We start from the raw sequence: 15,783 nt of genomic DNA, 5'->3' as shown, positions 1-15,783 counted from the left end.
TCGCCGCGGCAAGCCCCGAGAGATAGCCAACAACAACGAAGGAGACAAGTACCCATGACAGTCAAGACCGTTTTCACACATGCCTGGCGCTGGCCGCTGGCGGGAGCCATTGCGGCCGCCGCCGTGGGCCTGGCCGCCTGCGGAGGGGGATCGTCGGGCATGCCCGCGCCCATGGGGCCGGGCCAGCAATCGGGCTACATCACGCTGCCGGACGGCAGCAGGATGCGCTACTCGCTGCTGCTGCCCGAGGGGCAGGGCCCGTTCCCGCTGCTGGTCGAGTACGACGGCTATATCTCGGGCTCTTACCCCAACATCAGCAGTCCCTGGACCAAGGAAGGCTATGCGGTCATGGGGCTGAACGTGCCGGGCACGGGCTGCTCCACGGGGGATGACAAGGTGTTTGACGCCAGCGTGGGTGCGGCCGGTGCCTTTGCCATCGAATGGGCCGGGCGGCAGGCCTGGTCCAATGGCCGCATCGGCATGATCGGCTACTCGTATTCGGGCTACAACCAGCTGTGGGTGGCGGCGCACCGGCCCAAGGGGCTGCTGGCGATCACGCCCAGCAAGAATGTGGGCGATCCCTACCGGGACGTGGGCTATCCGGGCGGCATTGCCAACATCGGCTTTCCGGCACAGTGGTGGAACGGCTTCCCGCGCATCTGGCGCACGGCCGCCGACCTGGCGGTGAAGAACGGTGGCGACACGGAATGCGCCAAGACCGTGGCCGACAACATCGAAAAGATCAAGCGGCCCGAGCTGGACCTGATCAAGTGGCTGGACAACCCCTATGCCGATGGCCTGTACCTGGAGCGCAGCGCCATGCTGCAAAGCGGCAAGATCAATATCCCCACGCTGGGCACGCAGTCCTGGCAGGACGAGCAGATCGGCCCGCGCTCGGGCTACTACGAGGACACCATTGCGCCCGACAGGATGTGGCTGGTCAGCTCCAACGGCGACCACCACACGAACATCACCTCGGACCATATCGACCAGACGCTGAAGCGCTTCCTGGCGCGCTTCGTCAAGGGCGAGGACAACGGCTTCGACAAGGAGCCGCGCGTGCGCCTGCTGCAGGAGATGCAGACCACGGACGCCAAGGCCCTCAATGGCGGCGCCAAGCTCATGCCCACGGGCGAGGCACGGTTTGACCGGCTGCCTGTCCAGGTCAAGCCCCTGCGCCTGTGGATGCAGCCGGGCCAGGCGCTGGGCGACAGCGCACCCGCCTCCGGGGCGGCTTCGTCCAGCTACCGCTATCCGGCCCTGAGCCCGCAGGTGAACAACCCGGCGGCCGAAGGCTGGCCCGCCGTGCCCGCGTCGGAAAAGGATGGCCAGCTGGTCTTCACCACGGCGGCCCTGCCGCAGGACCTGAGCTTCTATGGCGAAGGCTCGGCCGACCTGTGGCTCAGCGCCACGGCCGCCAATACCGACATCCAGGTCACCGTGTCCGAGGTGCGGCCGGACGGGCAGGAGATGTTCGTGCAGCGCGGCTGGCTGCGTGCCTCCAAGCGTGCGCTCGATGAGAGTCGATCCACGGCGCTGCGTCCCTGGGGGGCCTACACACGGGACAAGGATGTGCCACTGGTTGCCGGTCAGCCCCAGTTGATGCGGGTGGAAATACAGAAATTCGCGCATGTGTTCCGCGCCGGTTCAAGCATTCGCGTGACAGTGGATTCGCCATCTCAGACCGGATACTGGATCTTCGGCAACGACAAGACGCCGTCCACGAACACGCTGTGGCATGACGCGGCGCATGCCTCCAGCATCGTCCTAGGGTATATCCCATACGAGCATGCGAAGACGCTGCCGAGTTGCGACAAGACAATGCGTCAACCATGCCGGAAAAACGATGCGCCTGTCCCTGCCGGGATCGGACCCAGGGCGCCGGCCTGAGCCACCCTCCATGCGGGCAGCGGCATCGCGCACCATGGCCTTGGCCTTGCGCGAATCCGCGGTCCGCAGTTCACGACGTTCACGAAGTTCAATCACCTTAGGAGCCTATAGATGCTGGGTCTGATGCAAAGCCAACCACTGTTGATCTCGTCGCTGATCGACTTCGCCGACCGCCACCATGGCGATGCGGAGATCGTCTCGCGCAGGGTGGAGGGCGATATCCATCGCTATACGTACCGCGACCTGGCACGGCGCTCGCGCCAGCTGGCGAACACGCTGGACGGCCTGGGCCTGCAGCCCGGCGACCGCGTGGCCTCGCTGGCCTGGAACGGCTACCGCCACATGGAGATGTACTTCGGCGTCAGCGGCTCGGGCCGCGTGCTGCACACGGTCAATCCACGCCTGCATCCCGACCAGGTGGCGTGGATCATCAACCACGCGGAAGACCGCGTCATGTGCTTTGACCTGACCTTCCTGCCCATCATCCAGGCCGTGCATGCCAAGTGCCCCACGGTGCGCCAGTGGGTGGCGCTGTGCGATGCGGACCGCCTGCCCGCCGACAGCGGCATTCCGGGCCTGGTCAGCTACGAGGACTGGATTGGCGGCCAGCCCGACCAGTACCAGTGGCCCGAATTCGACGAGAACACGGCCTCCAGCATGTGCTACACCAGCGGCACCACGGGCAACCCGAAGGCCGTGCTGTACAGCCACCGCTCCACCACGCTGCACGCCTACGCGGCCGCGCTGCCCGATGTGATGTGCATATCGGCGCGCGACTCTGTGCTGCCCGTCGTGCCCATGTTCCACGTCAACGCCTGGGGCATTCCCTACTCGGCCGCGCTCACGGGCTGCAAGCTGGTGTTCCCCGGCCCGGCGCTGGACGGCAAGTCGCTGTACGAGCTGATCGAGGCCGAAGGCGTCACCTACGCGGCCGGCGTGCCCACGGTCTGGCAGATGCTGCTGGGCCACATCAGGCCGGGCGGCCTGCGGTTTTCCACGCTCAAGCGCACGGTGATCGGCGGCTCCGCCTGCCCGCCGGCCATGATCACGGCCTTCCAGGACGAGTTCGGCGTGGAGGTGCTGCATGCCTGGGGAATGACCGAGATGAGCCCGCTGGGCACGCTGTGCACGCTCAAGAACAAGCAGCTGCAGCTGCCCAAGGACGAGCAGATGAAGATCCTGCAAAAGCAGGGCCGCGCCATCTACGGCGTGGACATGCGCATCGTCGACAGCGACGGCACCGACCAGCCCTGGGACGGCAAGAGCTACGGCGACCTGCTGGTGCGCGGCCCCTGGATCGTGGACAGCTACTTCAAGGGCGAGAGCCCGCTGGTCAAGGATGCGCAGGGCCGCGGCTGGTTCCCCACGGGCGACGTGGCCACCATCGACCCGGACGGCTTCATGCAGATCACCGACCGCAGCAAGGACGTGATCAAGTCCGGCGGCGAGTGGATCAGCTCCATCGACATCGAGAACATCGCCATGGCCCATCCGGCCGTGGCCATGGCCGCCTGCATCGGCATGCCGCATCCCAAGTGGGACGAGCGCCCCATCGTCGCCGTGGCGAAGAAGCCCGGCGCCGAGGTCACGCGCGAGGAACTGCTCAAGTTCTACGAGGGCAAGACCGCCAAGTGGCAGATCCCCGACGACGTGGTCTTCGTCGATGCCATTCCGCTGGGCGCCACCGGAAAAATGCTCAAGACCCGGCTGCGCGAGCAGCTGGCCGGCTACCGGCTGCCGGGGCTTTGAGCCGTTGCGGGCGGCCACCGGGCCAGGGCATGCGGGGGCATGTCCTGGCCGGGGCGGCCGGTCCGAGTCTCGTCGGCGATAGCCGCTAGGGGCAATCACCGATCAGGGCAGGGCACAGGGGCCATTACCCTGGGCCTCGCCCAGAAACCACCACAAGAGGAGACGCTTCATGAAGTTTGCGATCAAGGCATTGACGGCATCCCTGGCCCTGGCTTGCGCCACGGGCGCCATGGCCCAGAAGGGCGAGACGGTGAAGGTTGCGTGGATCGACCCGCTGTCCGGCCTCATGGCCGCGCTGGGGTCCAACCAGCTCAAGAGCCTGCAGTACATCGCCGAGGAGCTCAACAAGGGCACGGCCTCGGGCGTGAAGTTCGAGATCATCGGCATCGACAACAAGCTCAGCCCGCAGGAAACCACGGCGGCCCTGCGCTCGGCCATGGACCAGGGCGTGCGCTACGTCTTCCAGGGCAACGGCTCGGGCCCGGCCCTGGCCATCATGGATGCGCTGGAAAAGCACAACGCGCGCAACAAGGGCAAGGAAGTCGTCTACCTCAACTACGCGGCCGTGGACCCGGACCTCACCAACAGCAAGTGCAGCTACTGGCACTTCCGCCTGGATGCGGACACCTCCATGAAGATGGAGGCCTTGACCACCTACATGAAGGACGTGCCCGAGGTCAAGAAGGTCTACCTGATCAACCAGAACTACTCGCACGGCCAGCAGGTCTCCAAATACGCCAAGGAGATGCTCAAGCGCAAGCGCCCCGATGTGGAGATCGTGGGCGACGACTTCTCGCCGCTGGCCCAGGTGCGCGACTTCGCTCCCTACATCGCCAAGATCAAGCAGTCGGGTGCCGACTCGGTGATCACGGGCAACTGGGGCTCGGACCTGGCGCTGCTGATCAAGGCCGCCAGCGATGCAGGCCTGAACAACGTCAAGTTCTACACGTACTACGCCATTGCCACCGGCGCGCCCACGGCCATGGGCGCGGCCGCCGCCGACAAGGTCTACATGGTGGGCTACGGCCACATGAACCTGCCCGGCCCGCTGGACCGCATCACCAAGGGCTACAAGGCCAAGTTCAACGACGACATGTACACGGGCTCGCTGTACTCGGGCCTGACCATGCTGGACCAGGCCTTCCTGCGCGCCAAGACCACGGACCCGGCCAAGGTGGCGGCCACCATGGAAGGCATGAAGTTCAACAGCCTCAACGGCGAAGTGGAGATGCGCAAGAGCGACCACCAGCTGCAGCAGGGCCTGTTCATCGCGCGCTGGGAAAAGGCCGGCGGCAAGTACCCGATGGATTCGGAGAACACCGGCTACACCTTCGTCCCCGTGAAGTACTACGAGCCCTATGTGGCCAGCACGCCGACTTCATGCGAGATGAAACGGCCTTCCTGAAATGAAAAGCCTCCCCCTGAGCGGCTGCGCCGCTTCCCCCTCTCTCGCTTCGCGGGAGGGGGACGGCACCCTCGGTGCGGGGCGGCCCTTCCTCGGTGCCTCCTCGTTGCGACAAGCCAGTTTCTGGCTGATCGCCATGGCTCATTGATATACGGGAGAACGCATGACTTCGCAAAGGGGCGCGAGGCGCCCCTTTTTTTGCCTGAAATCAGGCAAAACACGGTTTTCTGGCCTGATCGATGGCGATCTGTCGCCAATGTGTCCAGAGTCGCAGTCAAGTCGCATGCGCGATAGTTTCTAAGGCATTCCCCAGAGGGAAATTGTCATTCAGGCGTTAGTCTGGCGCCAATACAGATATCCGAATCAACCGGAAAAAGGAGACAGAAAAATGAAGTGGATCGTGCATTCGGTGGCCGCCTCGGCCATGCTGGCCTGTGCATCGGGCGCCTGGGCGCAAAAGGGCGAGACGGTGAAGATCGGCTGGATCGATCCTCTGTCGGGTCTGATGGCCGCCGTGGGCACGAACCAGCTCAAGACCTTCCAGCTGATGGCCGAGGAGTTCAACAGGAAAAATGCCTCGGGCGTGAAGTTCGAGATCATCCCGCTGGACAACAAGCTCAGCCCGCAGGAGACCACGGCCGTGCTGCGTTCGGCCATGGACCAGGGCGCACGCTATGTGGTGCAGGGCAACGGCTCGGGCCCGGCCCTGGCCATCATGGATGCGCTGGAAAAGCACAACGCGCGCAACAAGGGCAAGGAAGTCGTCTACCTCAACTACGCGGCCGTGGACCCGGACCTGACCAACAGCAAGTGCAGCTACTGGCACTTCCGCCTGGATGCGGACACCTCCATGAAGATGGAAGCGCTGACGACCTATATGAAGGACGTGCCCGAGGTCAAGAAGGTCTACCTGATCAACCAGAACTACTCGCACGGCCAGCAGGTCTCCAAGTACGCCAAGGAAATGCTCAAGGCCAAGCGGCCCGACGTGCAGGTGGTGGGCGACGACTTCGCGCCCCTGGCCCAGGTGCGCGACTTCGCTCCCTACATCGCCAAGATCAAGCAATCGGGCGCCGACACGGTGATCACGGGCAACTGGGGATCGGACCTGTCGCTGCTGCTCAAGGCCGCCAACGATGCGGGCCTGAGCAACGTCAAGTTCTACACCTACTACGCCTTCGGCTCGGGCTCGCCCACGGCCATGGGCGCGGCCTCCGACGGCAAGGTCTACACCGTGGGCTATGGCCACTACAACATGGGCGGCCCCATCCAGCCGCTGATGGCCGAGTTCAAGAAGAAGATGAACGACGACCTCACGCAAAGCTCGATCTACCACGTGTTCGCGTTGCTGGATGCGGCCTTCGTCAAGACCGGCGGCACCGACCCCGTGAAGGTGGCGGCCGCGCTGGAGGGCATGAAGCTCAAGAGCTTCAACGGCGAAGTGGAGATGCGCAAGAGCGACCACCAGCTGCAGCAGGGCCTGTACATCACGCGCTGGGAAAAGGCTGGCGGCAAGAACCCGTATGACGCAGAGAACACGGGCTACACCTTCGCCCCGGTGAAGTACTACGAGCCCTACGTGGCCAGCACGCCCACCTCCTGCCAGATGAAGCGCCCGTCCTGAGAGCGGCCTGCACCGCTTCCTGTCCCCAACGCACCGAGACCAAGGCCTTTCGATGACGCTTGAGTTCTTCACCATATCGCTGCTCAACGGCGTGAGCTATGGACTGCTGCTGTTCATGCTCAGCTCGGGGCTGACGCTGATCTTCAGCATGATGGGCGTGCTCAACTTCGCCCACACCAGCTTCTACATGCTGGGCGCGTACTTCGGCTACACGCTCAGCGGCATCATCGGCTTCTGGGGCGCGCTGTTCGTCGCGCCCCTGCTGGTGGGCGCGCTGGGCGCCATGTTCGAGCGCTACAGCCTGCGCCGCGTGCACAAGTACGGCCATGTGCCCGAACTGCTCGTGACCTTCGGCCTGTCCTACCTCATCCTCGAGGTGGTGCAGCTGGTCTGGGGCCGCGGCACCGTGCCCTACGGCCTGCCGCCCGCGCTGCAGGGCCCGCTGTTCACGCTGTACGGCACGCAGTTCCCGCGCTCGCGCTCCTTCGTGATGCTGCTGGCGCTGCTGATGCTGGTGGCCGTCTGGCTGCTGCTGACGCGCACGCGCATCGGCCTGGTCATCCAGGCCGCGCTCAAGAACCCCGAGATGGTGGAGGCGCTGGGCCACAACGTGCCGCGCGTGTTCATGATGGTGTTCGGCGGCGGCTGCGCGCTGGCGGGGCTGGCCGGCGTCATCGGCGGCAACACCTATGTGACCGAGCCGGCCATGGCCATGTCGGTCGGCTCCATCATCTTCGTGGTGGTGGTGGTCGGCGGCATGGGCTCGCTGGCGGGGGCCTTCGTGGCATCGCTGCTGATCGGCGTCGTGCAGACCTTTGCCGTGGCCATCGACTGGTCGCTGGCCAGCCTGCTGACCTCGCTGGGCAGCCCGGTCGGCGAGCAGACCTTCGGCTGGCCGCTGCTCAAGCTCACCATCTCCCAGGTCGCGCCCATCCTGCCCTACCTGTTCCTGGTGCTGATCCTCATCTTCCGGCCCAAGGGCCTTCTGGGCACGCGGGGAGATTGACACCATGTCCTCGATCACCAAAACGACCATGACACCCACTGCCGCAAAAGGCGTTCCGGGCGCTTCGGGGGCTGCGGGCGCAGGGCGCCACTACAGCTTCCAGCCGCTCAACATCGGCCGCATCCTGATCTGGGGCGCCTTCGCCCTGGCGCTGATCGTCGCGCCGCTGGTGTTCACCAGCAGCCTGGCGCTGACCATGCTCAGCCAGATCGGCTATCTCATCATCATCTGCCTGTCCTACAACATCCTGCTGGGGCAGGGCGGCATGCTGAGCTTCGGCCATGCGGTCTACACGGGGCTGGGCTCGTTCATCGCCATCCATGCGATGAACCGGGCCAGCTCCGGCGACTGGGGCATTCCGCTGGTGCTGATTCCCATCATCGGCGGCCTGGGCGGCATGTTCTTCGCGGCCCTGCTGGGCTATGTGACCACCAAGAAGTCGGGCACCACCTTCGCCATGATCACCATGGGCATCGGCGAGCTGGTGGCGTCCATGGCGCTGATGTTCCCCGAGTTCTTCGGGGGCGAGGGCGGCATCACCACCGACCGCGTCTATGGCAAGCCCTTCTTCGGGCTGACCTTCGGCTCGGGCATGGAGGTGTACTACCTGATCGCTGCCTACTGCTTCATCTGCACGGCCGCCATGTTCGCCTTCACGGGCACGCCTCTGGGCCGCATGCTCAACGCCGTGCGCGACAACCCCGAGCGCGTGGAGTTCGTGGGCTACAACACGCAGCGCGTGCGCTACTTCTCCTTCATCATCGCGGGCTTCTTCGCTGGCGTGGGCGGGGGGCTTGCAGCCATCAACTTCGAGATCATCACGGCCATGGACAGCGTGAGCGTCATGCGCTCGGGCTCGTACCTGCTGTTCACCTTCCTGGGCGGCGCCACCTTCTTCTTCGGGCCCATCATCGGCGCCGTGCTGCTGGTGCTGGCCTCGGTGCTGCTGTCGGAGCTGACCAAGGCCTGGCTGCTGTACCTGGGCCTGGTGTTCCTGCTGATGGTGATGTACGCACCGGGCGGCGTTGCCAGCCTGATCATGATGAACCTGCGCGTGGCGCGCTTCGGCAAGTGGCGCCGGCTGGCCCAGCCCTACCTGACCATCGCGGCCAGCGCCCTGGTCATGATCGTGGGCGGCGCGGCCATCGTCGAGATGATCTACCACCTGCAGCTCAATGCGGCCCTGGGTCCCCAGGTCTCGTTCATGGGCGTGCAGCTCGATACCAGCTCGGCATCGACCTGGACCGTGGCCGTTGCCATCTTCGTGGTGGGCCTGGGCCTGCTGGAAGTGGCCAGGCGCTGGTGCCTGCGCCGCTGGGAGCGCATCCAGGAAGAAATCGAAGAAGCCATCAAGCGCGGGGAGGGCTGAACCATGTCCAGCATTGCAATCGAACGTCCGGGCACCGCGGCCGCCGCCGCGGCTGGCGAGGCCACCTATGCGCTGGAGCTGCGCGACCTGTACAAGCGCTTCGGCAAGGCCGAGATCATCCGTGGCGCCCAGCTGGCCGTGAAGCCCGGCGAGCGCGTGGCCATCATCGGCCCCAACGGCGCGGGCAAGAGCACGCTGTTCAACCTGATCAGTGGCCGCTTCGAGCCCACCAGCGGCCAGGTGCTGCTCAACGGCCAGCGCATCGACGGCAAGAAGCCCTATGAAATCAACCGCATGGGGCTGTCGCGCAGCTTTCAGATCACCAACATCTTTCCCAAGCTCAGCGTGTTCGAGAACCTGCGCTGCAGCGTGCTGTGGAGCCTGGGCTACCGCTACAGCTGCTGGCGCTTCCTGTCGAAGCTGCGCGACGCCAATGCCCGCGCCGATGAACTGATGGAGATGATCGGCCTGCACAGAAAGCGCGACACGCTGGCGGTCAACCTGACCTATGCCGAGCAGCGTGCGCTGGAGATCGGCATCACCATCGGCGGCGGCGCCGGCGTCATCCTGCTGGACGAACCCACGGCCGGCATGAGCAACAGCGAAACGGCCCACTTCATCCAGCTGATCAAGAAGGTCACCGAAGGCAAGACCCTGCTGACCGTGGAGCACGACATGGGCGTGGTCTTCGGCCTGGCCGACAAGATCGCCGTCGTGGTCTACGGCGAAGTCATCGCCTACGACACGCCCGAGGCCGTGCGTGCCAATCCGCGCGTGCAGGAGGCCTATCTGGGCTCGTCCGTGGCGGATCAACAAGCTGGTGCACATTGAGGAAGCGCGGATGCTGAACATCAACAACCTGCATGCCTACTACGGCAAAAGCCATGTGCTGCATGGCGTGGATTTCTCGGTGCAGCCCGGCGAAATCGTCGCGCTGCTGGGGCGCAACGGCTCGGGCCGCTCCACCACGGCCAAGGCCATCATGGGCCTGGTGCACTGGGAGGGCTCGCTGGACTGGAAGGGCCAGAGCCTGACCGGCCGCAAGGCCTACGAGATCGCCCACCTGGGCGTGGGCTACGTGCCCGAGAGCCGCGACGTTTTCCCCAACCTCACCGTGCACCAGAACCTGCTGCTGGGACAGAAGGGCAAGGGTCGGGACAGCCGCTGGGGCTTCGACGACATGTATGCCATGTTCCCGCGCCTGAAGGAGCGTCAGCACACCGAGGCCGGCGTGATGTCGGGCGGCGAGCAGCAGATGCTGACCCTGTGCCGCACGCTGATGGGCGACCCCGACCTGATCATCATCGACGAGCCCACCGAGGGCCTGGCACCCAAGATCGTCGAGCTGGTGGGCGAGTACCTGCAAAAGATCAAGCAGCGCGGCGTGTCCGTGCTGCTGATCGAGCAAAAGCTCACCATTGCCATGAGCATCTCGGACCGCGCCCTGGTCATGGGCCATGGGCGCATCGTCTTCGACGGCACGCCCGACGGGCTGCGCGCCGATCAGAAGGTGCGCAAGGAGTGGCTGGAGGTTTAAGAAAATCGCCTTGCGCCGGGTCTTCAATTGATGGCTTATGATGGATTTTCTGAAATGACATCCCCATGTCTATCAGTTCAACTTTAAAAAATCGACATCATGCTTTCAATTGAAGACTTGAAAAGGCTGCACGATGAAGCCAAGGCGGTTGCAGTGGATAGATCAACCGCGGAACCGGCTGAATGCATATTCATACACCGGACAGCGGTCATCATGGCCGATGGAGAGGTCGTGACTTGTGCGAACATGTACGCTGAAAATGTGGGCCATCTGAAGAAGGATGTCAATTTTTCTTCGCTATGGAACAACGAGCGCATGCAGTCGGTGCGCGGCACGCTCAATACGGAAAAAGAATGGGAGCAATGCAAGAAATGCTGGTTTCGTGAAATCAGATATGCCGAACAGAGAAATATCTGGGCGAACTTTGGAGGGGAAAGAACACAAGCTTCGCTAGCCAAGAAGGTTGAATATCAACCGATTGCCTGGGACTTCATAAAGGAGCAGGGGGAGAGAAATAAAAATGAATAGAATCCAACCTCAGCTGAAGAATCTAGGATTGTTCCGTGTCAAAAAAGAGGATTTATACATAGAATTGGCGTTACGCATAAAAAAGGCTCCCGTCAATCGATATGATTTCAGCAAGCTGTATTTTTCAACCGGCATCCTGGGACGTTACAGCGAAGAGCGTGCCATTTGCTTTCGATTGCAAAACGTCCACCAGGTGGAGCGAATACGCGTATTGATTCCCGATGAAGCGCGTGAGGCGGGCTGGGTAAAGTTGCGGCTGGAAGCCTTTGTTCAGGGGCACGGAGAATTCGATGTGGTTTCCGCTGCACTTGTTCCTGAGGATGGAGACGAACTGTCAAGGCAGGCCTATCTGCTGGGGTTGAAGGAATGGGTTCGCGCCCAGGTGGTGAACAGTGAGTCTCGCCAGCTGGCACAGGTGCCGCATCTGCCAGAGTCCCTGAGTCTCGAACTGACTGCCGCATGCAATCTTCACTGCTCGCATTGCAGCAGCCATGGAGTTGAGAATGAGCACCGCATGAACAATCGGCGCCCGGCTTTTTCGCAAGATGTGCTGGAGTCTCTGGCGCATGAAGTTTTCCCCTATCTGACGTTGATCAACCTGGTGGGCCGCGGCGAGCCGAGCATGGTGTCCATGCCCCTGTGGAATCGTTTGTTCGAGTTGTGCGAGGCATACAACGTGCTGGTCACCTGCGTAACCAATGGGACATTTGTGAAGCAGCGGTTTGACGAACGAAAGATTCGCTTGGTGGATACGCTCACCTTTTCCATAGACGGGATCACGGACGAGGTTTTTGCCGCCAATCGCACAGGCGCCGATTTGCCTACATTCAAGAAAAATCTCGACTATTACCAAACGCTGCGCCGCGGATCTGATCTGCTTCGCCGGCCACGGCTTGGATTGTCCTGGACACTGAAGCGCAACAATATCCACGAGTTTCCGGATTTCATCCGTTTCGCCATCGAGTCCGAGGCCGACCTGCTGTATGTGCGCCATCTGTTGCTGTTTCGGCCAGAAGACGCGGAGCAGTCTCTGGTTGGCGAACCGGAGTTGTGCAACCACTATCTGTCAATAGGGTATGCCATGTTGGAGGGGCAGCAAATCAAGCTTGACGTACCTCCGCTGGCCGTGGCGGCCTAGGCCTGCACACGGAATTTCTGAAGTGAGTCAGACCGTGGTGAACAGGTGCCTATTCGGCGTCTCGACACAATTTGTCCCGCCCGAGACAAGGGTGGATGGCAAAGGCGGAAGAACTCCCTACAATCAAAATCGCACGATCGTTCTTTTTCTATCGCATAGGGGACAACAGCATGACTGCTGAATACAAAGTGGACGGTGCCATCGCCGTCATCACCTTGAACAATCCGCCGGTCAACGGCCTGGGGCTATCCACGCGGCGGGGCATCGTCGAGGGGCTGGACAAGGCGTACGCCGACCCGGCCGTCAAGGCCATCGTCATCACGGGCGCCGGCAAGGCTTTTTCGGGCGGCGCTGACATCAACGAGTTCGGCAAGGAAGAGGCGTATCGCGAGCCGCACCTGGTCTCGCTGATCAACTCGCTGGACCAGGGCAGCAAGCCCGTGGTGGCCGCCATCCACACCGTCTGCATGGGCGGCGGGCTGGAGCTGGCGCTGGGCTGCAACTACCGCGTGGCCGCTCCCGGCACCCTGGTGGCCCTGCCTGAAGTCAAGCTGGGCCTGCTGCCCGGTGCAGGCGGCACGCAGCGCCTGCCGCGCGTGCTGGGCGTGGAGACCGCGCTGAACATGATCGTCAGCGGCGAACCCGTCAAGAGCGAGCTGCTGGCCTCCATCCCCGGCCAGAAGCTGTTCGACAAGATGGCCGCTTCGCCCGAGTCCCTGCTGGACGAGGCCAAGGCCTTTGCGCTGGAAGTGGCCGACAAGCGTCCGCTGCCGCGCGTGCGCGACCTGCCTTGCAAGCACCCCCAGGGCGACGCCTACTTCCAGTTCGCGCGCAACATGGTCAAGGGCATGGCCAAGAACTACCCGGCCCCGGCCCGCTGCGTGGACACGGTGGAGAACGCCGCGCGCAAGAAGTTCGACGAGGGCATGGCCCTGGAGCGCGATGCCTTCATGCAACTGATGTGGTCGCCCGAGTCGCGCGCGCTGCGCCACCTGTTCATGGCCGAGCGCGCGGCCTCCAAGATCGCCGACGTGCCCTCGGACACGGCTGTGCGCGACATCAAGACCGTGGGCGTCATCGGTGCCGGGACCATGGGCGGCGGCATCTCCATGAACTTCCTGAACGCGGGCATTCCCGTGACCATTCTGGAGACCAAGCAGGAAGCGCTGGACCGTGGCGTGGCCACCATCCGCAAGAACTACGAAGCCCAGGTCAAGAAGGGCAAGCTCACCCAGGAAAAGTACGACCAGCGCATGGCGCTGCTGAGCACCACGCTGTCGTATGACGCGCTCAAGAACGCCGACCTCATCATCGAGGCGGTGTTCGAGGAACTGGGCGTCAAGGAAACCGTGTTCAAGCAACTGGACGAGGTTGCCAAGCCCGGCGCCATCCTGGCCTCCAACACCTCCACGCTGGACGTGGACAAGATCGCCGCCTTCACCAAGCGCCCGCAGGACGTGGTGGGCATGCACTTCTTCAGCCCCGCCAACGTGATGAAGCTGCTGGAAGTGGTGCGCGGCAAGCACACCGCCAAGGACGTGCTGGCCACCGTGATGAAGCTGGCCAAGAAGATCAAGAAGACCGCCGTGGTCTCGGGCGTGTGCGATGGCTTCATCGGCAACCGCATGATCGAGCAATACTCGCGCCAGGCCGGCTTCCTGCTGGACGAAGGCGCCACGCCCGCCCAGGTGGACAAGGCCATCGAGAAGTTCGGTTTCGCCATGGGACCGTTCCGCATGGGCGATCTGGCCGGCAACGACATCGGCTGGGCCATCCGCAAGCGCCGTGCCGTCGAGCGCGCCGACATGAAGTACAGCCGCACGGCCGACAAGCTGTGCGAGCTGGGCCGCTTCGGCCAGAAGACCGGCGCGGGCTGGTACGACTACCAGGCGGGCAAGCGCGACGCTATCCCGTCCGAGCTGGTCAACCAGATGATCGAGTCCCACCGCAAGGAGCTGGGCATCACCCCGCGCAAGATCTCCGATGAGGAAATCGTCCAGCGCCTGGTCTTCGCCCTGGTCAACGAAGGCGCCCACATCCTGGAAGACGGCATCGCCGGCAAGTCGGGCGATATCGACATGGTCTACCTGACCGGCTATGGCTTCCCCATCTGGCGCGGCGGCCCCATGCACTACGCGGGTGAGGTCGGGCTGTTCAACGTGGTCCAGGCCATGAACCGCTTCGCCAAGAACCCCAACGACGACGCCGATTTCTGGCAGCCAGCCCCGCTGCTGGCGAAGCTGGCGGCCGAAGGCAAGCAATTCAGCTGAGACGTGCGGCGCACGAACTTTTTGCGAACCACCGCAAACCCGCCATACAAGGAATATCCATGACATCCGCCGTGATCGTTTCCACCGCCCGCACGCCCCTGGCCAAAAGCTGGAAGGGCTCCTTCAACATGACCCATGGCGCCACGCTGGGCGGCCATGCCGTGCAGCACGCCGTGCAGCGCGCAGGCGTCGACCCTGCCGCCGTCGATGACGTGATCATGGGCTGCGCCAACCCCGAAGGCGCCACCGGCATGAACATTGCGCGCCAGATCGCGCTCAAGGCCGGCCTGCCCATCACCGCATCGGGCATGACCATCAACCGCTTCTGCTCCTCGGGCCTGCAGACCATTGCCACCGCATCGCAACGCATCATCGCGGGCGAGGGCGATGTCTATGTGGCCGGCGGCGTGGAGTCCATCTCCTGCGTGCAGCAGGAAATGAACCTGCACATGATCCAGGACCTGGCCCTGGCCAAGCAAAAGCCCGAGATCTACTGGAGCATGCTGCAGACCGCCGAACAGGTCGCCAAGCGCTACGGCATCGGCCGTGACGCCATGGACGAGTACGGCGCCGCCAGCCAGCAAAAGGCCTGCGCGGCCCAGGCCGCCGGCCTGCTGGACGCCGAGATCGCGCCCATCACCGTGACCATGGGCGTGGCCGACAAGGTGCGCGGCCTGATCACCAAGGAAGTGACCTGCAGCAAGGACGAGGGCGTGCGCGAAGGCACGACCAAGGAAGGCATCTCGGGCATCCGCCCCGCGCTGCCCGGCGGCGTGATCTCGGCCGGCAATGCCAGCCAGTTCTCCGACGGCGCAGGTGCCTGCGTGGTGGTCAGCGAGGACTATGCCTCGCGCAACAACCTCAAGCCTCTTGGCCGCTTCCTGGGCTTTGCCGTGGCTGGCTGCGAGCCTGACGAAATGGGCATCGGCCCCGTCTTCGCCGTGCCCAAGGTGCTCAAGAAGCTGGGCCTGACGGTGCAGGACATCGACCTGTGGGAGCTCAATGAAGCCTTTGCCGTGCAGGTGCTGTACTGCCGCGACAAGCTGGGCATCCCCAACGATCGCCTCAACGTCAACGGCGGCGCCATTGCCCTGGGCCATCCCTATGGCGTATCGGGCCAGCGCCTGACGGGCCATGCCCTGATCGAAGGCAAGCGCCGCGGTGCCAAGCGTGTCTGCGTGACCATGTGCATCGGCGGCGGCATGGGTGCCGCCGGCGTGTTCGAAGTGCTGTAAGTGCAGGTGGCGGCTGCGACCGCCACCGCCTG

Annotated in this window: 12 protein-coding genes; all 12 read left to right on the top strand. The window is 63.7% G+C overall.

Features of this window, described 5'->3' with window-relative positions:
- The first annotated feature begins 54 nt into the window (after window positions 1–54).
- The 12 genes from BW39_RS15235 (at window position 55) to BW39_RS15185 (ending at window position 15,751) form a co-directional block, all read left to right on the top strand.
- Complete coding sequence (locus BW39_RS15235) at window positions 55–1,890, top strand: CocE/NonD family hydrolase (RefSeq protein ID WP_043822743.1); 1,836 nt, start codon at window positions 55–57, stop codon at window positions 1,888–1,890.
- A 111-nt stretch (window positions 1,891–2,001) separates the two neighbouring features.
- On the top strand, window positions 2,002–3,639 hold the full coding sequence (locus BW39_RS15230) for a 3-(methylthio)propionyl-CoA ligase (RefSeq protein ID WP_043822739.1): 1,638 nt from the start codon (window positions 2,002–2,004) through the stop codon (window positions 3,637–3,639).
- A 169-nt stretch (window positions 3,640–3,808) separates the two neighbouring features.
- The gene (locus BW39_RS15225; protein ID WP_013802774.1) at window positions 3,809–5,044 is read left to right on the top strand and encodes a branched-chain amino acid ABC transporter substrate-binding protein; all 1,236 of its coding nucleotides are present in this window, start codon (window positions 3,809–3,811) and stop codon (window positions 5,042–5,044) included.
- A gap of 388 nt (window positions 5,045–5,432) precedes the next feature.
- Complete coding sequence (locus tag BW39_RS15220) at window positions 5,433–6,668, top strand: branched-chain amino acid ABC transporter substrate-binding protein (protein WP_043822738.1); 1,236 nt, start codon at window positions 5,433–5,435, stop codon at window positions 6,666–6,668.
- Between the two features lie 52 nt (window positions 6,669–6,720).
- Entirely contained in the window at window positions 6,721–7,674 is a 954-nt protein-coding gene (locus tag BW39_RS15215; protein ID WP_013802772.1) for a branched-chain amino acid ABC transporter permease, read from the top strand.
- A 4-nt stretch (window positions 7,675–7,678) separates the two neighbouring features.
- The gene (locus BW39_RS15210) at window positions 7,679–9,043 is read left to right on the top strand and encodes a branched-chain amino acid ABC transporter permease (protein ID WP_043822736.1); all 1,365 of its coding nucleotides are present in this window, start codon (window positions 7,679–7,681) and stop codon (window positions 9,041–9,043) included.
- Between the two features lie 3 nt (window positions 9,044–9,046).
- Window positions 9,047–9,874, top strand: a complete 828-nt coding sequence (locus BW39_RS15205) for an ABC transporter ATP-binding protein (protein ID WP_012205149.1) — start codon at window positions 9,047–9,049, stop codon at window positions 9,872–9,874.
- 10 nt (window positions 9,875–9,884) lie between these two features.
- Complete coding sequence (locus BW39_RS15200) at window positions 9,885–10,580, top strand: ABC transporter ATP-binding protein (protein ID WP_012205150.1); 696 nt, start codon at window positions 9,885–9,887, stop codon at window positions 10,578–10,580.
- Window positions 10,581–10,679: 99 nt separating this feature from the next.
- Window positions 10,680–11,108, top strand: a complete 429-nt coding sequence (locus BW39_RS30400; protein WP_081816215.1) for an SPASM domain-containing protein — start codon at window positions 10,680–10,682, stop codon at window positions 11,106–11,108.
- Entirely contained in the window at window positions 11,101–12,246 is a 1,146-nt protein-coding gene (locus tag BW39_RS31055; RefSeq protein WP_152547243.1) for a radical SAM protein, read from the top strand. Before BW39_RS30400 ends, BW39_RS31055 begins: the two co-directional genes overlap by 8 nt.
- Window positions 12,247–12,416: 170 nt before the next feature.
- Window positions 12,417–14,516, top strand: coding sequence for a 3-hydroxyacyl-CoA dehydrogenase NAD-binding domain-containing protein (locus BW39_RS15190; protein WP_043822732.1), 2,100 nt, complete (start codon window positions 12,417–12,419; stop codon window positions 14,514–14,516).
- 59 nt (window positions 14,517–14,575) lie between these two features.
- Window positions 14,576–15,751, top strand: coding sequence for an acetyl-CoA C-acyltransferase (locus tag BW39_RS15185; RefSeq protein ID WP_013802768.1), 1,176 nt, complete (start codon window positions 14,576–14,578; stop codon window positions 15,749–15,751).
- The last annotated feature ends 32 nt before the right edge of the window (window positions 15,752–15,783 follow it).

Source organism: Delftia sp. RIT313, assembly GCF_000632165.1.
Taxonomy (GTDB): Bacteria; Pseudomonadota; Gammaproteobacteria; order Burkholderiales; family Burkholderiaceae_C; genus Comamonas; species Comamonas acidovorans.
This window is presented reverse-complemented; position numbering and strand designations above follow the sequence as displayed.